This window comes from Parapedobacter luteus (genome assembly GCF_900168055.1).
In the GTDB taxonomy this organism is placed as follows: Bacteria; Bacteroidota; Bacteroidia; order Sphingobacteriales; family Sphingobacteriaceae; genus Parapedobacter; species Parapedobacter luteus.
The window spans coordinates 325,808-346,208 of the sequence record NZ_FUYS01000005.1 but is presented as its reverse complement, the minus strand read 5'-3'; the positions used below and the strand labels follow the sequence as shown (position 1 = coordinate 346,208).

General features: G+C 48.3%; 23 protein-coding genes. 14 read left to right on the top strand and 9 right to left on the bottom strand.

What is annotated here, in order from left to right:
- Both B5X72_RS20955 and B5X72_RS12610 read left to right on the top strand, forming a co-directional pair.
- Positions 1 to 435, top strand: a 435-nt coding sequence (locus tag B5X72_RS20955; RefSeq protein ID WP_217698139.1) for a hypothetical protein, incomplete at its 5' end; no start/stop codon positions are given.
- 161 nt (positions 436 to 596) lie between these two features.
- On the top strand, positions 597 to 1,199 hold the full coding sequence (locus B5X72_RS12610; RefSeq protein WP_079717248.1) for a trimeric intracellular cation channel family protein: 603 nt from the start codon (positions 597 to 599) through the stop codon (positions 1,197 to 1,199).
- An 11-nt stretch (positions 1,200 to 1,210) separates the two neighbouring features.
- On the opposite strand, the gene def is transcribed toward B5X72_RS12610, so the two are convergent.
- Positions 1,211 to 1,780 (bottom strand): peptide deformylase, encoded by a 570-nt coding sequence (def, locus tag B5X72_RS12605; RefSeq protein WP_079717247.1) that lies wholly within the window; start codon positions 1,778 to 1,780, stop codon positions 1,211 to 1,213.
- 43 nt (positions 1,781 to 1,823) lie between these two features.
- On the opposite strand from def, the gene xseA reads away from it, so the two are divergent.
- Positions 1,824 to 3,161, top strand: coding sequence for an exodeoxyribonuclease VII large subunit (gene xseA / locus B5X72_RS12600; protein WP_079717246.1), 1,338 nt, complete (start codon positions 1,824 to 1,826; stop codon positions 3,159 to 3,161).
- Positions 3,154 to 3,387: an exodeoxyribonuclease VII small subunit gene (gene xseB / locus B5X72_RS12595; protein ID WP_079717245.1), complete on the top strand. Its 234-nt coding sequence runs from the start codon at positions 3,154 to 3,156 to the stop codon at positions 3,385 to 3,387. Before xseA ends, xseB begins: the two co-directional genes overlap by 8 nt.
- A gap of 1 nt (position 3,388) precedes the next feature.
- On the opposite strand, the gene dctA is transcribed toward xseB, so the two are convergent.
- Both dctA and nagA read right to left on the bottom strand, forming a co-directional pair.
- Positions 3,389 to 4,636, bottom strand: a complete 1,248-nt coding sequence (gene dctA / locus B5X72_RS12590) for a C4-dicarboxylate transporter DctA (RefSeq protein WP_079717244.1) — start codon at positions 4,634 to 4,636, stop codon at positions 3,389 to 3,391.
- Positions 4,633 to 5,745 carry an N-acetylglucosamine-6-phosphate deacetylase gene (nagA, locus tag B5X72_RS12585; protein ID WP_079717243.1) on the bottom strand — a complete coding sequence of 371 codons (1,113 nt, stop codon included), beginning with the start codon at positions 5,743 to 5,745 and terminating at the stop codon, positions 4,633 to 4,635. The genes dctA and nagA overlap by 4 nt, the downstream gene beginning before the upstream one ends.
- Positions 5,746 to 5,844: 99 nt before the next feature.
- Here nagA and B5X72_RS12580 point away from each other — a divergent pair, with 99 nt between their 5' ends.
- From B5X72_RS12580 to B5X72_RS12550, 7 genes are all read left to right on the top strand, one after another.
- On the top strand, positions 5,845 to 6,588 hold the full coding sequence (locus B5X72_RS12580; protein WP_079717242.1) for a DeoR/GlpR family DNA-binding transcription regulator: 744 nt from the start codon (positions 5,845 to 5,847) through the stop codon (positions 6,586 to 6,588).
- Positions 6,588 to 7,925, top strand: a complete 1,338-nt coding sequence (locus tag B5X72_RS12575; protein WP_079717241.1) for a flippase — start codon at positions 6,588 to 6,590, stop codon at positions 7,923 to 7,925. Before B5X72_RS12580 ends, B5X72_RS12575 begins: the two co-directional genes overlap by 1 nt.
- A gap of 15 nt (positions 7,926 to 7,940) precedes the next feature.
- Positions 7,941 to 8,888 carry a polysaccharide pyruvyl transferase family protein gene (locus B5X72_RS12570; RefSeq protein WP_079717240.1) on the top strand — a complete coding sequence of 316 codons (948 nt, stop codon included), beginning with the start codon at positions 7,941 to 7,943 and terminating at the stop codon, positions 8,886 to 8,888.
- A gap of 22 nt (positions 8,889 to 8,910) precedes the next feature.
- Positions 8,911 to 9,642: a class I SAM-dependent methyltransferase gene (locus tag B5X72_RS12565; RefSeq protein ID WP_176146191.1), complete on the top strand. Its 732-nt coding sequence runs from the start codon at positions 8,911 to 8,913 to the stop codon at positions 9,640 to 9,642.
- A complete protein-coding gene (locus tag B5X72_RS12560) occupies positions 9,642 to 10,409 on the top strand; it encodes a glycosyltransferase family 2 protein (RefSeq protein ID WP_079717238.1) in 768 nt (255 codons plus the stop codon). The genes B5X72_RS12565 and B5X72_RS12560 overlap by 1 nt, the downstream gene beginning before the upstream one ends.
- 7 nt (positions 10,410 to 10,416) lie before the next feature.
- Entirely contained in the window at positions 10,417 to 10,641 is a 225-nt protein-coding gene (locus tag B5X72_RS12555) for a DUF3820 family protein (protein WP_079717277.1), read from the top strand.
- Between the two features lie 67 nt (positions 10,642 to 10,708).
- Positions 10,709 to 11,269 carry a hypothetical protein gene (locus tag B5X72_RS12550; RefSeq protein ID WP_079717237.1) on the top strand — a complete coding sequence of 187 codons (561 nt, stop codon included), beginning with the start codon at positions 10,709 to 10,711 and terminating at the stop codon, positions 11,267 to 11,269.
- A gap of 24 nt (positions 11,270 to 11,293) precedes the next feature.
- Here B5X72_RS12550 and B5X72_RS12545 read toward each other — a convergent pair whose 3' ends face one another.
- Complete coding sequence (locus B5X72_RS12545; RefSeq protein WP_079717236.1) at positions 11,294 to 11,764, bottom strand: hypothetical protein; 471 nt, start codon at positions 11,762 to 11,764, stop codon at positions 11,294 to 11,296.
- Between the two features lie 136 nt (positions 11,765 to 11,900).
- Here B5X72_RS12545 and trhO point away from each other — a divergent pair, with 136 nt between their 5' ends.
- The gene (trhO, locus tag B5X72_RS12540) at positions 11,901 to 12,887 is read left to right on the top strand and encodes an oxygen-dependent tRNA uridine(34) hydroxylase TrhO (RefSeq protein WP_079717235.1); all 987 of its coding nucleotides are present in this window, start codon (positions 11,901 to 11,903) and stop codon (positions 12,885 to 12,887) included.
- On the opposite strand, the gene trmB is transcribed toward trhO, so the two are convergent.
- The 4 genes from trmB to B5X72_RS12520 all read right to left on the bottom strand — a co-directional run bounded on the left by trmB (position 12,859) and on the right by B5X72_RS12520 (position 14,827).
- Positions 12,859 to 13,509 carry a tRNA (guanosine(46)-N7)-methyltransferase TrmB gene (gene trmB / locus B5X72_RS12535; RefSeq protein ID WP_079717234.1) on the bottom strand — a complete coding sequence of 217 codons (651 nt, stop codon included), beginning with the start codon at positions 13,507 to 13,509 and terminating at the stop codon, positions 12,859 to 12,861. The genes trhO and trmB overlap by 29 nt on opposite strands.
- A gap of 74 nt (positions 13,510 to 13,583) precedes the next feature.
- Complete coding sequence (locus B5X72_RS12530) at positions 13,584 to 14,054, bottom strand: hypothetical protein (protein ID WP_233632604.1); 471 nt, start codon at positions 14,052 to 14,054, stop codon at positions 13,584 to 13,586.
- Positions 14,029 to 14,418 carry a phage holin family protein gene (locus B5X72_RS12525; protein ID WP_079717232.1) on the bottom strand — a complete coding sequence of 130 codons (390 nt, stop codon included), beginning with the start codon at positions 14,416 to 14,418 and terminating at the stop codon, positions 14,029 to 14,031. Before B5X72_RS12525 ends, B5X72_RS12530 begins: the two co-directional genes overlap by 26 nt.
- 139 nt (positions 14,419 to 14,557) lie before the next feature.
- Positions 14,558 to 14,827, bottom strand: coding sequence for a YtxH domain-containing protein (locus B5X72_RS12520; protein WP_079717231.1), 270 nt, complete (start codon positions 14,825 to 14,827; stop codon positions 14,558 to 14,560).
- A 331-nt stretch (positions 14,828 to 15,158) separates the two neighbouring features.
- On the opposite strand from B5X72_RS12520, the gene B5X72_RS12515 reads away from it, so the two are divergent.
- A complete protein-coding gene (locus B5X72_RS12515) occupies positions 15,159 to 16,343 on the top strand; it encodes a glycosyltransferase family 4 protein (RefSeq protein WP_079717230.1) in 1,185 nt (394 codons plus the stop codon).
- 111 nt (positions 16,344 to 16,454) lie between these two features.
- Positions 16,455 to 17,993 (top strand): YifB family Mg chelatase-like AAA ATPase, encoded by a 1,539-nt coding sequence (locus B5X72_RS12510; RefSeq protein WP_079717229.1) that lies wholly within the window; start codon positions 16,455 to 16,457, stop codon positions 17,991 to 17,993.
- A gap of 22 nt (positions 17,994 to 18,015) precedes the next feature.
- On the opposite strand, the gene B5X72_RS12505 is transcribed toward B5X72_RS12510, so the two are convergent.
- Positions 18,016 to 20,397 (bottom strand): S9 family peptidase, encoded by a 2,382-nt coding sequence (locus B5X72_RS12505; RefSeq protein WP_079717228.1) that lies wholly within the window; start codon positions 20,395 to 20,397, stop codon positions 18,016 to 18,018.
- Positions 20,398 to 20,401: the final 4 nt, after the last annotated feature.

Sequence of the window (20,401 nt, the reverse complement as noted above, 5' to 3'; positions counted from 1 at the left end):
CTTAGGTCTGTCTTGTTAACTTTCGCCCATGACAGACTACTCGTTACGCTACATGAATATCAATATCTTTCAAGAACTCTCGCGCCTCCGCTCACGCTTCGGCTTTTTTATCTTCCGCAGCCCCGAAAGGCCGCATCCGTCTTTGCTTCTTTTTCTGCCGCCGGCACATCGCGCGCCGGCTCCGGAACCTACCGTCTTTCAACCCCCCGTTCCGTTTGGGACTGCAAAGGTAAGGAGCTTTTTTTATTCCACCAAAAAAAATTTTACTTTTTTTTTACCCCCCGAAACGCCCGGAAACCAAACGCCCCCAAACAACCGCAAAACCTTACCCAAACCGTTCAAAAAACAACCGCAAACTCAAAACTTCTTACCGTTTCCCCGTTTGCGGGCTGCAAAAGTAGAACCCTTATCGTCAATTTCCAAACTATGAGATGAAATAAATGGCAAAAAAAACGTTAGTCACTATAAATCAGCAAGAAAAATTTAAACTACCGACACCGTCACGCTGGGCTTGCCATACCTTTCACGAGCCCGACCCCACATACCGAATGGAATAATTCGAATTTATTGTATTTTTACAAGCAAACGCATGGGGTTTGGAACTAATTTACTACATCGACTTACTCGGCGCCATGGTATTCGCTATTTCCGGGGCCATGGCTGCGTCAAGACATGGGATCGACATATTTGGGGCCGCATTCACCGGTTTTGTCACCGCTATCGGTGGTGGCAGCCTTCGCGATATCTTTCTTAATCTACGGCCTGTATGGGTAAACGACGGCAACTACCTGATAGCGATACTGGCCGGCGTATTAATCGCCGTCTTGTTCAAGAAAGTACTGGACAAATTAGCAAGGACACTCTTTCTATTTGACGCGTTAGGAATTGGCTTCTTCACCGTAGTCGGCGTGCAAAAATCATTGCTATTTGAGGCGAGCGGCATTGCCGCTGTCGTATTAGGCATGTTTTCTGCTGTGATGGGTGGCGTGATCCGGGACACCTTATTAAACGAGACCCCGCTAATTCTCCGTAAAGAAATCTATGCCACGGCTTGCCTATCGGGAGCTATCTTATTTGTACTGCTCGACATGGGCGGAGTCAATTATAACCTCAATGCTTTTCTTAGCGCAAGCCTAGTCTCCGTCATTCGGGTTATTGCTGTAAGATATCAATTGACGTTACCCATTGTCGGCGGATAACATCAGCGGTATCAACGTTTTTTCTTTAATGCGGGAAACTTCATTTTGTAATCCACATCCACCTGCCCTCTTGAAATTGCCTCCAGCTTGCTTTTAATCATGGCTTTCCGCAGGGGGCTCAGCTTCTCAGTAAACAGCTTACCTTCAATATGGTCATACTCGTGCTGGATAATGCGCGCAGCCAGCCCTGTAAAATTTTCTTCGTGCTCCACCCAATTTTCATCAACGTAGCGGATACGTATATCAGGGTATCTATTTACATCCTCCCGGATTTCAGGAATGCTCAAGCACCCTTCGTTGAATGCCCATTTCTCGCCATGCTCATCGAGCAACTCCGCATTGATAAAGACCTTCCTAAAATCTTTAAGCGTTGGGTCATCATCTACAAACGGACTCGCATCGATCACAAACACGCGAATGGAAAGACCTATCTGCGGTGCAGCCAACCCCACGCCATGTGCTGCATACATGGTCTCAAACATATTGGCTATCAACTGCTGCAAATCGGGATAATCCTTTTCAATCGCTACTCCCTTTCGCTTCAAAACCGGGTCGCCATAGGCTATGATAGGTAATTTCATGATACAAAAGTAATGATTTTATAGAAAACCCTTATCTTTGATCATGCCTGAGAAACTACCCGACAAAACAGTCTTTTCCCTTGTGGAGGTGGCCCGCAGCATCCAAAAGACCATCGCCGAACGTTATAAAAGCGTCTATTGGATAAAGGCAGAGATGAACAAGCTCAATCATTACAGCCATTCTGGCCATTGTTATCCGGAATTAGTCGAAAAAAAAGACGGCAAAGTGATCGCAGAAATGCGTTCCGTACTCTGGAATGGCGATTACAAACGCATCAACGAACGGTTTATCGAAATTGCAAAGGAGCCCTTGAAAAACGGTATTACCATTTTATTTCAGGCAACAATCTCCTATGATCCGTTATATGGCCTTAGTCTGCGTATTCTGGACATCGACCCCGCGTACGCGTTGGGCGAACTCGAACGCGAAAAACAGGAGAATATCCAGCGGCTCAGACACGAAGAGCTTTTCTATGCCAACAAACAGCTTCCTTTTCCACCCATCCCGAAACGATTGGCCGTCATCTCGGTCGAAACCAGCAAGGGGTATGCCGACTTCGTGAAAATCTTAAATGGGAATTCCTGGGGTTATCGCTTTGAGCAAACCCTTTTTCCAGCATTATTGCAGGGCGACAAAGCGGTTCCTTCCATTATCAACCAATTGGTGCGCATCGCCGAGCATGTGGAAGAATATGATGTTGTCGCCATCATCCGTGGGGGCGGCGGGGATGTAGGGCTTTCCAGCTACAACAACTACTTGCTCGCTTCCGCCATCGCCCGGTTTCCCATCCCTGTACTTACGGGCATTGGGCACTCCACCAACCAGACAGTGAGCGAAATGGTGGCTTATCAAAATGCGATTACCCCAAGTGAACTGGCTGATTTTCTCATCCAGCGGTTCCACAACTTTGCCGTACCCGTTTCCCATGCGCAAGACGCCATCGAACAGGCTGCGGCCAAATTGTTCGCAACACAGAAAAGCAACCTGATGAATTGTATCCACCATTTCCGTTTGCATAGCGTACACTTATTAAATCAGCAGCATAGGGCCCTTGAGTACCACGCCATGCGATTGGATATGGCAAGCGTTAGCCGTCTACGGCACGAAAACCAGGCCTTGCTTTATCCGCAGCAAGCGTTGCTGTCAACGAGTTTAGCCACACTCAAAAACAACAAGTTTAACCTAGCCGCCATGCAGAAATCCGTGCAGCTATTGGATCCGCAGCAGGTCCTAAACCGAGGATATAGCATCACCCGAATCAACGGCCGTGCGGTGAAGCACACCGAAAACATCCGAGACGGCGATACGTTGGAAACACATCTAGCATCAGGAAGCCTCAGCAGTGTCGTCATCCAAATTAACCCATCAGCAAATGAGTAACGAAAAATACACCTATACAGATGCATTCAACGAGCTGCAAACCATTGTAGCCGAAATTGAGCGTGGAGAAATCACCATCGATGAGCTGTCCGAGAAAGTGAAGCGCGCAACGCTGCTCATCAGTGTGTGCAAAGCCAAGCTTACCGCTACTGAAGAGGAGGTAAACACCATATTGGCTAGTTTGGCTACCGATGTTGATTCATCACCACCGACAGAGGAAGAGTAGCTTAGCCCAGCTCGGACTTCAATTGCTCCATGTCCAACTCGTTTTCCCAACGAGCCACCACCAGGGTAGCCGCTGTATTCCCAACGAGGTTGGTCAATGCCCGTGCCTCGCTCATGAAGCGGTCGATGCCGAAGATAAGCGCAACGGATTCTACCGGCATATGCCCCACCACAGGCAGCGTAGCAGCAAGGATGATAAACCCACTGCCCGTCACTCCGGCCGCTCCGTTGGATGTGATGGTCAGGACAAATAACAGAAACAACTGTTCGCCTAAGCTCATGGGCATGTCCAATGCCTGAGCAAGGAATATAGCTGCCATCGTCAAATAGATGGTTGTTCCGTCCAAATTGAACGAATACCCGGTAGGGACCGCCAACCGCACAACCGGTCTTGAACATCCCATACGTTCCAGCTTTTGCATAATTGCCGGCAAAACAGACTCCGAAGAGGATGTTCCCAATACGACGAGTAGTTCTTCCTTAATATAACGGACTAATTTAAACACACTGATGCCGTAATACTTTAAAATCAAGCCCAGCGCCAAAAACACGTATAATAAACACGTGAAATAAAAGGCAACCATGAGCATCCCCAACGATGAAAGCGAGCTGATCCCATATCGTCCGATAGTAAATCCCATGGCCCCCATCGCGCCAATGGGTGCAACACGCATGATCATCTTAATAACGGCAAACAATCCATCCAGAAAAGACTGCATGACGCGGGTGGCAGGCTCCGCGCGGGCTCCAATTTTGGAGAGACCATATCCAAACAATACAGCGAAGAAAAGCACCTGTAGCAAATTGCCCGAAGACAATGCCCCGAAAACATTTTCCGGAATGATGTTCAACAGAAAGTCCTTTACCCCGCCCTGTTCCTTGCTTTGAGTAATGTACCCTGCCACTTCAGTGGTATCCAACGAGCTCGCATCCACATGCATACCGTCACCCGGCTTCAGCAAATTGATCACCATCACGCCGAGCAACATTGCAACCATAGTCGAAAGCTGAAAATATAATAGGGCCTTCATGCCCACTTTCCCGATCTTCTTCACATCCTCCATTCCTGCAATCCCCAAGACGATGCTACAGAAGATGAGCGGAGCGACGACCATTTTTATCAACTTGATGAATCCGTCGCCGAGCGGCTTTAATTGCACGCCTAATGACGGATAAAAATGACCAATCAGAATACCGATGATAATAGCGACAATTACCTGAAAATAGAGCAAGGTAACTAACTTTCTCATTGATGCCGCCCTTTCAGAAAGACCTGTCTGACTGTATAATGATTATCAAAGATGACCAAATCAGCCACCGTTCCATTTGCAATTCGGCCGAGGTCATCGGCACCGATAAATGTCGCAGGGTACAATGAGGCCATTCGCAACGCCTCGTCCATAGGTATACCGCCATGGCGCACACAATTCGCCACCGCCTGCATCATTGTCAGCGCAGAGCCCGATAACGTACCGTCTGGCAGCGTGTACCGATCGCCTTTAAATACATGGATATATGTGCCCTCATTCACAGCTGCGACTGCATCTGTGATAAGAAACAGACGACTGCCCAGCAGTTTTTTGCTAATGGAAAGCACCTGATAATCCACATGGATGCCATCAGCAATGATACTCGCCATGGCACTATCGGATTGGAAGGTCGCTCCTGGAAGGCCCGGGTCGCGGTGGTGGAGCGGAGACATGGCATTGAATAAATGCGTAACGGCCCGGATACCTTGTCCGAATCCGGTCATGGCTTCTCTATAGGAAGCGTTGCTATGTCCCGCAGATAGCAGCACCCCATGGTCTATCAGTAGATCGACCGTAGCCTTATCAAACTTTTCGGGCGCAATGGTCATCATCCGAAGGCAACCGTCTGCCTTTTTTAATAGACCAGCGATTTCGGATTGATCAGGTTCCCGGATATACGCCTCCGGATGCGCACCTTTTCTTAACGCGTTCAAGTATGGTCCTTCGAGATGCAAACCCAGCAGCGCTGGGTGGCGGTATTCACTTAATGTCTCCAGCGCTCGGTTTACCACTGCCATCGTATTTGTAGCCATGGTAATCATAAAACTCGTTGTACCTGATTTCACCAATGCGTTTGCAATGTCTGTGATGGAAACTTCTGAAGTTTCGGCAGAAAACAAACGGCCACCACCGCCATATATCTGCAAATCGATGAATCCTGGTGCAACGTAATTGCCCATTGCATCAACAATGTCAGCTTCAGGCGGAATCTTGTCTGGCGGAAGCAGCCCTTCAACCCGGCTCCCTTTTATCAAAAGCGCTTTGCCGTCGACGAACGTTTCACCGGTAAATATCGTCCCGTTAATAATTGCTACGCATGATTCTGCCATTGTATTATGCTATCGGATCTATTGCCGCTTTAATGCGGTAATAATACAAATTTCTTTTATTTATCCTATCTTTACCGATTAAAATAAACCGCATACACGATGTTAAAAGAAGAACGGCAAGCCTTTATTGTCCATCAAATAAACTTGCACAACAAGGTCTTGTCCTCGGACCTCAGCGTACAACTCAATGTCTCTGAGGATACCATCCGGCGCGATTTGAACGAACTGGCCGAAAATGGCAAGGTGTTGAAGGTATATGGCGGGGCGCTATCCAAGTCGTTCCAATACCCGTTTCAGGAAACCAATATATATGCCCGCGATGCCAAAAAACAAATCGCACATAAAGCCATTAGCCTGATTAAAAACGGAATGACCGTGCTGGCAGGCGGTGGCACGACCATGCTCGAACTGGCGCGGATTGTGCCTGAAAGCCTGCAATGTACGTTTTTCACTATCAGTCCGCTCGTAGCACTCGAACTCGCGGAGCGGACCCATGCAGATGTCATCCTTATCGGCGGTAAACTTTCCAGAAACACGAATATCAGTATTGGTTCCCAAGTTATCAACCAATTATCGGAAATACGTGTCGATCTTTGCCTGTTGGGCACCAATGGTCTTTCGGTAGAAGACGGGGTTACAGACTCCGATTGGGAGGCGGTACAGATTAAGAAAGCGATGATACGGAGTTCGAGCAAAACGGCTATACTCAGTATCGCCGAGAAACTCAATTCGGTACAAAAGATGAAAGTATGTAGCCTTAATGCCATCTCCTACCTGGTCACAGACTTAGCGCCCAAGCACCCGAGTCTGGCAGGGTTTAGCAAGGTGGTAGAAATCGTTTAATGAAAATTCCAGCACTACCCGGCTTCGATACCGAAGCGTTTAACAGGTATTTGCAGCATACCGGTTGGCTGATGATAGCCCGCGTAGGGTCGCTGTTCATCAAGCTGATCATCACTGCGGTAGTGTTGCCCAACTATTTAGGGCCGCACCAGAATGGCATATTGAATTATCCCTTGGTACTGGTTTCTTTTTTCATGGCTGCCAGCAGCCTGGGTATGGACAGTTTTGTCACCCGCCAATTGCTGCAAGATCCGGGCAGACAGCACGTTATCCTGGGCACCGCTTTCCGTTTGCGTCTTTGCGCCGGCCTGTTGGCGCTTCCGCTTATTTATCTAAGTTACTTCTGTATTGCCGGTTTTGCCCAAGAGCCCCCCGCGGCGCCTGTTGGTTACGTCGGTATTGTTTCCTTGATCTGTGTGTTCCAGTCGGTCAATATCATTGACTGTCACTTCCAAGCAAGGGCACAGGGCAAGTATATAATGTATGTGCAAGTTGGAGCCAACCTCATGTCTGCAGTATTCAAGCTATTGTTTATTTTATTTCAGGCATCACTCGGTTGGTTCATTTGGGCGTTGTTATTAGATGTTATCCTGCTAAGTATCGGAAATGTATATATGTACCAGAAGACAGGCTATAACATTTCCGATTGGAAGTTCGATCGTCCTACAGCCAATTGCCTGTTCAGGCTTGCCTGGCCATTGGCGTTTTCCGCTATCTTCATCACCCTCTACATGAAAATTGACCAGCTCATGCTGGGCACCTATCTGGGAGAAGCGGCATTAGGCGTATATGCTACTGTAGTACAACTTAGTGAAGGATGGTATTTTATTCCAATGGCTATTGTCACGGCCCTTTTTCCTGCCATCATGAATGCCCGGCAGGATGACCCCGTACGTTACCGGAAAAGGTTGCTTCACCTGTATGAGTTGATGGTCGTCATCAGCGTTGCGATTGCCGCTACGATCACATTGGTCGCTCCAATCATTTATTCCACTTTTTACGCACCGGGGTATGCCACCGGTGCCCCGGTACTAACGGTCCATGTATGGGCCGGCGTATTTGTATTCCTCAACGTAGCAAGTGGCCAATACCTGATTGCCGAGGGCTACACGTTGCTTTCCCTCGCTCGGGCACTAACTGGTGCGTTGGTCAATATCTTCCTCAATAGCTGGTGGATTCCGCAGTATGGCATGATTGGTGCTGCCTATGCTACGTTGGTTGCGTATGCATCCACCGCGCTGTTTGTTATCTTTGTCCCCAAAACGAGGAGCCAGGGATGCATGATAATGAGAGCGTTGCTATTTATCCCGATTATTCAACGTTTAATGAAACGATAAGCTGTAAGATACCTCATGCCCAAGATCATTTTCGACACATCCATAGGTACAACCAATCTCGGCGACCACATCATTATGGACGCCGTAAACCGGATTGCTGACGAGTTGTTTATGAACGACTTCGTTATCAACGTACCCACTCACTTTGCTATCCATCCAAAAGATTTGCTAAAACTCCGCAAATACGACACCGGTATCGTAGGAGGTACCAACTTACTGAAAAACGACACGCTACGCAAAAGCCAATGGAAGGTTGGACTAAAGGATGTACTGGTATTGCGGCACAAGGTCGTGTTGTTGGGTGTAGGCTGGTGGCAGTATCAGGAAAAGCCTGTTTCCCTGTATTCGCGGGCCATGTATAAAGCCTTGTTTTCCACCAAATACCTTCATGCCGTACGGGATAGCTATACGTTGCAAAAGTTAAACGAAATGGGCGTCCACAATGTGATCAATACAGGCTGCCCTACCGTGTGGGAGCTAAACGAGCCCCATTGTTCGCAGATAAACCCAAAGAAACGTGATAAAGTAGTCTCCACCATCACCGACTATATGCGCGATCCGGAGCGGGACCGGCAGATGCTCGAAATCCTCAAAAAACATTACGAGGAAGTCCATGTGTGGATCCAAGGCTCAAAAGACCAATCGTATATCGAAAGCCTGACATCGGATATCCATTACATCGCTCCAAAACTATCGGCCTTTGATGCGTTTCTGGAGCGTGAGCCCTGCGAGTATGTGGGCACGCGGCTGCACGCCGGCATACGTGCGCTGCAAAAGAAGCGGAAGGCTATCATTATCGGTATTGACAACCGCGCCATCGAAATGCGCAATGACATTGGCCTGAATGTCCTCGAACGCCAGCGAATGGACTTACTTGAAGAGAAGATACACGAAGAAATGAGCGTGAAGTTATATCTTGACTCGAATGCGATACAACGCTGGAAAGAACAGTTCAATCACTAAAATATACAAGGAGTTACCAGCAGTGTTAAAGAAACTATATAATCGGTCCCTTTTCCAACCTACGTTGTTTGGGTTGTTTTTTAATCCTTTTTTTATTATCCGGGGTGGCCTATATAAGGGGATATCCAAATCCAGCGCCCACATGCAGGGAAGGCTGCTGGATTTCGGCTGTGGGAGCAAGCCTTACAAAGCGCTCTTTCATGTCACGGAATACATCGGTACGGACATTGAAGTAAGCGGTCACGATCACCGAAACGAAGAAATCGACGTGTATTACGACGGCAAGACATTGCCGTTTACCGATGCGTACTTTGACAGCATTTTTTCCAGCGAGGTCTTCGAGCACATCTTCAACTTGCCCGAGATTCTTGGCGAATTACACCGGGTGCTCAAGCCAGGCGGGCGAATGTTGGTTACGCTGCCCTTTGTATGGGACGAGCACGAAATTCCCTACGATTACGCCAGGTACACCTCATTCGGCATCCGGCATTTAATCGAGCAATCGGGATTTATCGTACTTGAAAGCCAAAAAACGACCAACTATGTGGCCACCATCTGTCAAATGTGGATTGCCTATATCTACCAGCATATCTTCCCCAAGCATAAAATGTTTCGGATAGCTTTGACACCCCTTTTCATCACACCTTTTACGCTTTGCGGGCTATTGCTGTCTGCGCTGCTTCCCAAAAACATGAACTTTTTCCATAACAATATCCTGGTCGTGCAAAAGCCAGCAAACCAGCCGGAATCCTGATGAATACATTTTCGCCCAAACTTACGGTCATTACCGTCGTATATAACGATGTACGGGGCATTGAACGCACGCTGCTATCCGTCATCAACCAAACTTATCCTCACATCGAATACCTCGTCATTGACGGCGCGTCTACCGATGGCACCACCGAAATCATTCAGCGGTACACCGGTCACATTACGCGATGGATAAGCGAACCGGATAATGGGATTTACCATGCGATGAATAAGGGATTAGCACTGGCGACCGGAGATTACGTATTGTTCATGAATTCGGGCGACGAAATTTACGCTCCGGATACCGTAGCACAAGTTTTTGCTTCCGCACCTAACGCCGATATTTACTACGGTGAAACCGAAATGTTTGATGCCCGCTGGGAATCGCTCGGCTTGCGTAGACACGCGGCTCCGGACCGCTTTACTTGGCGAAGCTTCCGGTACGGAATGAATGTCAGTCATCAAGCCATCTACATCCGCCGCGCCATTACGGGTCCTTACGATTTGCGTTATCAGCTCAGTGCCGATATTGACTGGATAATCTGCGCCGCAAAAAAGGCGAAGACTATTGCTCACACCCGTCGCCTTGTGGCCAAATACCTCGTGGGTGGCATGTCCAAAAAGCGGCATTGGCAAAGTCTTAGGGAGCGTTTCCAGATTTTTAGCAAGCACTATGGGCTGCTGCCAAATATCTTCAATCACATCGTGATCGCCATTAACCTTGCGGCTTATTATGCTCGTCATGGCAAACCGAACGACGGCAGCTTATGAACACATAATGAAACAAGAAGAAATACTCCACGCGCTTACAACCACCAGGATGCCTTTTGGCAAGTATAAAGAGGTATTGATTTGCAACCTGCCGGAGCCCTACCTCGTGTGGTTCCACCAAAAAGGTTTCCCCAACGGCAAATTGGGTATGCTTTTAGCCACCATGTATGAAATCAAGCTGAACGGCTTGGAATATCTGCTTGCTCCACTGCGAAACAAAACTTCTTCGTAGACGTTTAGTAGGCATTAATACGTATTATATTGTGTATTGGTTTCAGAAACGATTAATACCCCTCGTGATGGGAATGGCCCTAATCGCCTGCAACGAGCGGAATAGCCGGTCAGACGACAGCCAGGCCGACTCCTTGGCAGCGCAGCAAACCACGGTTCCCGACAGTTTGTTGCTGGTACCCGGCCAATCGGCAGGGCTTATCACACTGGGTGACACCGATAGCTCGCTTCTTAATCGGCTCGGCCAGCCTGATTTTAGCAATGCTGGCATGGGCAAAGCGGTATTGGTGTGGCGTGGTGATACGACACAAGGCTATCCGTTGTCGGTCTTTACCTCCCGTGATATGGGCAACGATGAATCGGCGCGCATCCAGCAGGTACGGGTTACGGCCCCAAGCTTCCGAACGCGGCAATCCATCCACGTTGGCAGTACGCATCAGGAGATCGCTTCAGCATACCCGCTTCGCCTAACCGAAACATACGACGCCATGGGCGATCCTTATACCATTTATGACACGGATGAAGGGATCGCCTTTGAAATAGCGCCCAATAATCGCTGCATAGCGATTATCATTCATAAAAAGGATGTAAGCCCACCTTCCTTTCTGCCCTTAAGGGACTACCAGTAGGCTTTTCGGCTCCTTTACGGGCCGTCATTGGAAAGTGACCGGGCTACACTGAGCAAAAGGTACGTCAGCTGTGACCCCGAACCTATGAGCCTTAAAAAACGAACTCATGGCGTCCACGAATTGTCGCTCATCCGCTTCGTTCGGCGGATTCGACAAGAAAGTATAGCTATAGTATTCCACATTTCCATTTCGGTCGAAATAGAACCTGTTGAATATCCGAGTGGTCCCCTTCCATTTAACCCCCTGTTCGCTTAGGTGATTACTTATCGCTACCAAAAAACCCTGATAGGCTTCAATCAGATTCGCCTGTTCCTCTGCTGTTTTAAACACGGCCAGAGCCGAATCGGCATCCAAAGCATTTTTGTACCGCTTATCCAGGTCAGACCATGACGACCCGTTTGCTTTGCTCGCCGAAAAGGAAAGAATCTTAGTCTGTCCCTGTACCGGTGAAAATGACGTCAGACAGAGAAATATCAATAGGATGATCGTTTTCATAACGCAAAACTACGAACTATTTTTTTAGTTTTTTGCGTTCATGCAATATGGGGCCATTGGGTAGTGCTAATTTTTACTACCTTTGCACCCGGAAGAATAAACATTAAACGCCGTTTGCAGCGGTATCAATGGACATATGAAACACTATCAAACCCTGCTGTACTATTGCTACAGCCACATTGACAATGCGGAACAGTTTGCCGCGGATCACCTTGAATTTTGCAAATCACTGGGTCTCGTGGGCCGCATCATCGTAGCGGATGAAGGTCTCAATGGTACGGTATCTGGCACGCCGGAGGCGTGCAAAGCTTATATGGCCGCCGTGCATGCTGATCCTAGGTTTGCCAAAACCGATTTCAAGATCGATGAGGTCGATGAGCCTTCGTTTATCAAGATGCACTGCCGGTACAAATCCGAAATCGTGCACTCAGGGCTACGCGATCCCAATGTGATAGATCCAACCAAGGAGACCGGCAAACACCTTGAACCAAAAGCGTTTTTGGAGATGAAAGATCGCGAAGACGTGGTCGTACTGGATGTACGCTCAAATTATGAACATAACGTCGGCCGTTTCAAAAATGCCGTCACGCTGGACATCGAAAATTTCAGGGAGTTTCCTAATAAAATCAATGAACTGGCTCAATATAAAAACAAAAAAATTTTAACCTATTGTACCGGTGGCATTAAGTGTGAAAAAGCCTCCGCCTTACTGTTGAAAGCAGGATTCAAAGACGTATATCAGTTACATGGAGGGATTATCAAATACGGCAAGGAAGTGGGTGGCAAGGATTTTGAAGGCAAATGCTATGTGTTTGACAACCGCGTGACCGTCGATGTCAATCGGGTAAACCCTACCGTAGTCTCCACATGCCTAAACTGCGGCACCACGACCAGCCGCATGATCAATTGTGCTAACCCTGAATGCAACGAGCACTTCACCCAATGTGAGGCGTGTGGATGGAAGATGGAAGGCTGCTGTTCTGATACCTGCATGGAGCACCCGAGGAAAAGGCCATATGACGGCACAGGCTATTACATAAAAGTACCCCAACCGGTCAACATCGAAAAAATTAGCAAGCGGAAGCATAAAAAAATCACGGCCATCCCCACTGCACGTAGTTGATGTTTTTCCCCGTGTCAAGGTATTTTTTTTCGTAGTAGGTCTTAATGGATAATACTTCATCAACCATAGCAGAACGGTACAGGTCTGCCGTTTGCCAGTGAACGTTGAGGCCCAGCTCGTTCAGTTTATCAAGCGTATAGGCGTATAACCCATCATTATCCGTTTTTAGGTGCATGACGCCTCGCGGCTCCATAATCTGCCGGTACTTTTCCAAAAAAGCAGGATGGGTAAGCCGCTTTTTTTCGCGGCTTTTCTGTGGTTGAGGATCAGGGAAGGTAATCCAAATTTCCGAGACTTCGCCATTGGCAAAGTGGTCCAGTATAGTTTCAATCTGGATACGGAGAAATGCCACATTGGCGATGTTGTCTTCCAGGGCCGTCTTGGCACCCCGCCAGATGCGATTGCCCTTGTAATCAATACCGATAAAATTTCTGTCTGGAAAGAGCTTCGCTAGGTTGACGGTGTACTCACCTTTTCCGCACGCCAGTTCGAGTACAATAGGCTGCCCGTTGCCGAAATGCTTCGCCGCCCATTGACCTTTCATTACCTTTCCTTCATCCAATTGCAGTACATTGGCAAAGGTATTGATTGCTGCAAACTTCTTTAATTTGTCTTTTCCCATCTGTTATCCGATAGGCTGCAAAAATAGGCTAATTTGTCATACCTACCCTGGGCAATGGGGAAAAAAAGAAGTTACTAATAAGTCTCGCTGTCGGGAGGGATGCCATAGTCGACATGCCTCCGGGTTTTCCTGCTGCTTTTAGAGGGCCGAACGAAGTCAGCTACCTTATTAATCAGACTGCTCATCCGGTCTTTATTCAACACGCCCGCAGCCTGCTGTGAAGCCAAAGTCACCAGCGCCCGCTTCAGGAAACCAGCACGGCGCAGGAAGAATCGATTGAGCACAAGTGGAAGACCTATTCGCAAAGCCTTATTTAACCAGTCTTCTTCTTTCTTGCCTTTGGCGAATAATTCGCGTACCGCCGCCGTACCCGGAATCCACGAAATCAGCGATTTGACAAATCGGACAGGAGCAGCAGCCTTTTCGTTGAAAAGATGATATTGATCGCTAAGATACTCCTCCTGCTCCTTGGCGAGTGCTTTAAGGCGATAAATTTCCGCCCTCAAATCAGCCAAGTTCTTAATCTTGCTTTCCTTTATCATCATTTTCTTCATCTATTTCGTCATTCCATTTTTGCAAAAAACGCTTGATGGAAAGGTTCATAAATAAGCGTTCAATGGGATTTTCAAAAAGAGACACCAGCACAATCAACAGCACAAATATCCCGGCGGTAGTGAGAAACCCGAGCGAATTACTGTCTAGAAGCTCCCCCAGGTAAAACCCTAAAGCCAAACTGAGAAAGAACACCACAAACACGGTAAATACGGTTTTTACGACATCTACGATCAAGCTGGCAATGAGCCTTGAAGACCGCTCGACGAGCTTGAGCTTAACAAGTTTAAAACGAGTATCTATGTATTCCTTGCTTTTCTGAAATACACCACTAAGTGAAAATTTTCTTTCCTCCATATTGGTTTGGCCAAGGGCTTAATTAATCGATACCGAAAGCGTTCATCCATGAGCTCGCGTGAACTCATAGAAAGCCGGGGTAGGCTACCCCATTGTGCTGTGCCATGTTATGGCTTAGGGCAAGAACCCCTTTCTATATTCAAGCGTGTTCCTCTAAGGCATCCTCCATCGCCTGTTCGCCCTTATTCAGTTTGGACTTGACAGCTGCCACAACTTTCTCCTTGAAATCATTGAGATGCTCCAATTGCTCAGCTGTACGCTCCTTTAGCGCATCGCCCAGATCCTTCAGCGAATCATTCAATTTTTCACGGGTCTCAGATCCCTTATCCGGTGCAAACAAAACTCCTAAAGCCACACCTGCGGCCAACCCTGCTAATAATGCTGCTACCACTTTTGCGTTATCATTCATAACTTGCTATAATTTAGTTGAAAAATCAAGACTATTCATTTTGACATTCCGTTTCCCGTGATTGCCTCCTTCACCCAGTTAACTATACAAATGAGCCTGCAAATCGTTTGCCAAAATCAAAAAAACTGCCGGAAAACCGCATATTGTCATAAAACCCATACCTAACATTAGGTATTTTATGTAGGAATGCCAAAATTCCAAACTAAGTGGCATAAATATTGCGACTAAACCTTCAATGCTATATTGAAATATTTTTAGCTAAATAAGCACACAGACTTTGTTTTTAACTTATCTTTGTTGCTTTACGCTTTGTACTATTACGCTATTCTATATGATAGACATTTACTTGGTACTCTTTTCGTTCTTACTTTCATGTGCCATCACACTATATGCCGTCCCTTCTTTAATCAAGTTGGCGTACCAAAAACGGCTGTTTGATGATCCGGCGCTTGAAGAACGGAAAATCCATAAATACCGTACGCCCAACTTAGGTGGAATAGCTGTACTTACATCTTTTGCCTTCACTGCTTGTTTTTGTATCTCGGGAAACATCCTGCCTTATGCCAATTATGTCTTTGCCTCCGGACTGTTGATTTTCTTGGTAGGCCTTAAAGACGATTTGGCCGCGCTGAACCCGCATAAAAAATTCTTCGCACAGTCCATCACAGCGTTGATCGTCGTTTATTTCGCCGATATCAGGCTTACCAGTTTTTACGGGGTGTTCGGCATTTATGAAATGCATCCGGTAGTAAGCTATCCTTTTTCTACATTACTCATCGTATTTATCATCAATGCATTTAATCTGATTGATGGCATCAACGGCTTATTGAGTAGCGTGAGTTTAATTGTAAGCCTTACGTTCGGATATATTTTCTTCCAGATGCAAGAATACGGGCTGGCATTGCTGGCCATGAGCATGGCGGGTTCCGTGCTGGGTTTTCTTCGGTACAACGCGGGCAAGGCGAGGATATTCATGGGAGATGCCGGCGCCTATTCGATTGGCTTCATCATAGCGGTGTTGGCCATTCAGTTCATTGAACTCAACAAAGCACAAGACATAGCTGTGGCGCCGCCTTTCGTGGACTCGGTGCCAGCAGTAGCTATTGCCATACTGATTATCCCGATTTTCGATACGCTACGGGTCATCGTCATCCGGCTGGTTCAGGGCAAATCGCCATTTATGGCTGATCGCAACCACCTCCATCACCGGCTTCTGGATACGGGCATGAGCCATACCCAAGCCACGATTGCCCTATCAAGTTTTAACGTACTCATGATTGGCACAGCGCTATCGTTTCAGCATATCGGCACGATTGAGCTCCTGATTCTCATCGCATTGATTGCCCTATTGATGAACACCATGCTCTGGCTGTATGATGTACGCCAGGTGATTGTACGCGCCCAACCCTTAATAGTGGAAGAAGACCATGAGAAGATCTACCAACTGCGCGACCATGCCCGGGAAGTGGCCGAGGAAGCCCTGCAGCAGTATGAAGAAAAACAACACCAAAATTAACGGCTGAGGCTATATTTTACATCATCCTTATGTTGCCTAAAGCGTAGCTGAAGGTCGGCGTGTTTTCTAAAGCAAAGGATATTCGTTATTTTAGCGGAAATACAACTGCCTATGCTTATCAAAACCTACGGAAGTGCCATAAACGGCATTGAAGCGACCACCATAACCATCGAAGTCAACATCTCGGGAGGGACTAAGTACTACATCGTAGGCTTGCCCGATAACGCGGTAAAAGAAAGTCTACGCCGCATTGAAAGTGCCTTATCGACTTCGGGGTTCCGCATGCCCCGGCAGAAGATCGTGGTCAATCTCGCTCCAGCCAACATCCGCAAGGAAGGTTCTTCATATGACCTTGCCATAGCCATTGCCATACTGGCCTCATCCAAACAAATTGAAGCCCCCCTGTTGCAGGAGTTTCTCATCCTGGGCGAGCTGTCACTGGACGGCGGCATACAACCCGTTAAGGGCGCGCTCGCTATTGCTATGCAGGCGGCCCACGACGGTTTCAAGGGTATGATATTGCCCCTCGCCAATGCCCGGGAAGCCGCCGTCGTGTCCGGATTACAAGTATATGGTATCCGGCATCTGAAAGAAGTTGTTGATTTTGTAAGCAACAGGCAATCGTTGGATAGGACACAGGTTGATACGCATGCCGACTTCTTTAGGCGTGGGGATAGCTACGAAGTGGATTTTGCCGATGTACAGGGACAAGAAAACATCAAGCGCGCACTCGAAATAGCTGCCGCAGGCGGGCATAATGTGCTCCTTATCGGACCGCCGGGGTCGGGCAAGACCATGCTCGCCAAACGCTTGCCCACCATACTGCCGCCATTGAGTCTCGATGAGTCGCTGGAAACAACCAAAATACACTCCGTTGCTGGCAAACTTGGCGTAGCCGAATCATTGATGACCGTGCGACCTTTCCGCGCTCCACATCACACCATCAGCGATGTAGCACTGGTAGGAGGGGGGCACCAGCCTCAGCCGGGAGAAATCTCGCTGGCACATAATGGCGTACTCTTTTTGGATGAATTGCCCGAATTTAAACGCACCGTCCTGGAGGTAATGCGGCAACCCCTTGAATCGCGGAATATCACCATATCGCGGGCGCGATTTTCCGTAAACTATCCCGCAAGTTTCATCCTGGTTGCAGCGATGAATCCCTGCCCGTGTGGATTCTACAATCATCCTCAGAAAGAATGCCTTTGCAACCCCGGCACCGTACAAAAGTACCTCAGTAAAATATCCGGCCCCCTGCTGGACCGCATCGATCTGCATGTGGAAGTCACCCCGGTTGACTTCACCCAATTGGTCGCCAAAGATACTGTAGAGCGAAGTGCCTCCATCCGCACCCGCGTGGTCGCTTCGCGCGAGCTACAGGCCAAGCGCTTCGACTCAATTCCCGGCATCTATTGCAACGCGCAGATGAGCTCGCGGCTGGTACGCGAGACATGCCTCCTCCACTCAACAGGACAGGCGTTACTCAAAACCGCCATGGAAAGGCTCAACCTTTCCGCCCGCGCTTATGATCGAATCCTAAAAGTTGCCCGTACCATTGCCGATATGGACCGAAGTACGGATATCAAAACCGAACATCTGGCGGAAGCTATTCAATTCCGCAGCCTCGATCGCCGTGATTGGGCGGAATAACACAACGGCATCACCGGCAGCTTCAGTTGTTTAGTCGCTCTTCAAACAGTTTCAGGATACGCTTATATTCATCCGTCCAGCTACTGGGCTCCACAAAGCCATGATCCTCCACGGGATACACGGCCAATTCCCAGTTGTCTTTGCCAAGCTCAATAAGTCGTTGGCTCACGCGTACAATGTCTTGAAAATGAACATTCACATCGACCATGCCATGGCACATCAGGAGATGGCCTTTTAGTCCTTCAGCAAAATAAATGGGTGACGAGCGCTTGTAGGCAATCGGGTCGTCTGATGGCTCATTAAGAATATTGGCCGTATAACCGTGATTATAATGCGCCCAATCTGTCACCGAACGTAACGCCGCACCTGCTGCAAATACGTCCGGTTCATTGAACATGGCCATGAGGGTAATAAAGCCCCCATATGATCCGCCATAGATACCGATATTTTTGGGATTTACTCCATATTTTTCTACCAATAGCTTGACCCCATCCACCTGGTCAGTCAAATCTTTCCCGCCCATGTGGCGGTATATGCCGGTGCGGTGATCGCGCCCGTAACCTGCGCTTCCCGTATAGTCGATATCCAGTACGGTGTAGCCCTTATCAGCCAGCAGATTGTGAAACATATACTCACGCGAATATTGGCTCCACCAATAGTGCACATTTTGCAAGTATCCAGCACCATGCACAAACACCACCGCAGGACGGCTAGGTTTTGGGGTGGCCGGTTGGTATAGCCGGGCATACACATCGTCCCCAAATCTATTTTTGAAGACAATCACTTCCGGCTCGCGCCACGGGTAAGCCCTAAACTCTTCGGTAAGTGACGCTGTAATTTTTTCAGCCTTCGCCCCCGGCTTGTTTTCCTGCAGGTATAGCTCCCAAGGTTTGTTCGAATACGAATAACGGACAGCCAACCATTTCTCGTCGGGCGAAAGCACGGCTTCATTCCCGCCGTCCATTTCAGTGAGCTGCGTGGGTTCACCACCCTTTACTGACATGCGGTAAAAATGGGTAATGCCGGGATGCTTTTTATTGGCAGTAAAATAAAAATGCTGTCTATCGGCTGAAAGCTGAAGATCACTGACTTCCCACTTACCCTCCGTGAGCTGTCGTTTTTCTCCGGTGCGAACGTTTGCCGTATAGATATGCGAATAGCCGGAGGCTTCACTTTGAAAGTAGATAGACGACTCATCTATCCAGCCGATGTTGCCCGTACCCCACGAGCGCCCAATGCCAGGGCCTGCAATCCAGGCTTCGTCACGCTGGCGGTCGACCAAATGCAAGATGCCTTTTTCGGCATCAAGCCGCATAATCCAACGATCTTTATTGTCCGCAGAGGTCACCACGACACAGGCAGCCGTACCCTGTTCGTTCCAGCTCACCTGCCCGATCGACACCTGCCGATCGCTATTTTCCTCCAAAAGCTTTGCTTTCTTGTCTGGATAATCATCCCAAAAATCAGGTAAATCTTTGAGCCCGGGTATCGATTTTGTTTCGATCATATACACCGTATCGCGCTGCCGGTCATAAATGTAGGACCGTGATACAGGCAACGCATTACCTACTTTGGTCCGGCTGGCAATATCTTCTGTATAGCCTGACTCGGTCACATAGTTAGGCACTATCGTGTTGCGGTTGCTTTCTGCCCGCTTGGTAAGCTGGTAGGTGACATAACGCCCATCCGGACTCAACTGCTGCATGGACAACATATCCGATCCGATGTCCAATAACCTTAAAGGCCGCCGGCCGGCGTTGTCCCGCTGTACCCTGCGGATAGAATCTTGCCGTTTGCGTACCTTCAGCACATCAAACAACTCCAATTGGTCGGTTTGCAACCAGCTGTCCTGCTCATTAAGCGCTCCTGATCGTTCGGCCGGGCCGCGCCGGGACGTGTTGTCTGCCCTGCCAAAATGGGTTAGCTGCTCCCACTCACGGCCATCCAACGACAGGCTGAAAAGGTCATCTCCCTGTTGAAACACAATGTTCCGCCCGTCAGGCGTAAAACGCGGATTACTTTCACGCGCAACGGTCTTGGTTAGCTGCGACTCCTCACCCGACTTCAGTTCGCGAAGATAAATATCGCCTGACCGCTCAAAAACAATACGGCTCCTGGACTTATCATAGCTATATTGCCGGATGACATTCTGCGCCTCCGGTTCACCGATCCGCCGCGGATCACGATCCGAAGGGGTCACGTAATACAAAGGCGTAGTCTCTGCTGCCTCAGGATTCCACGAAAAATAAAGCTTATTGCTGCCTGCTTCCCAAAAAGCCCCGCTGGGAGCGATGCCCATCCATTTGGGATCCCGCATGATTTTCTCGACCGTGAGTACGGATTGTTGAGCGTAAACCGATAAACTGGCGCCGATAAAGGCGATGGAAAGTAATTTTTTAAGCATTGGC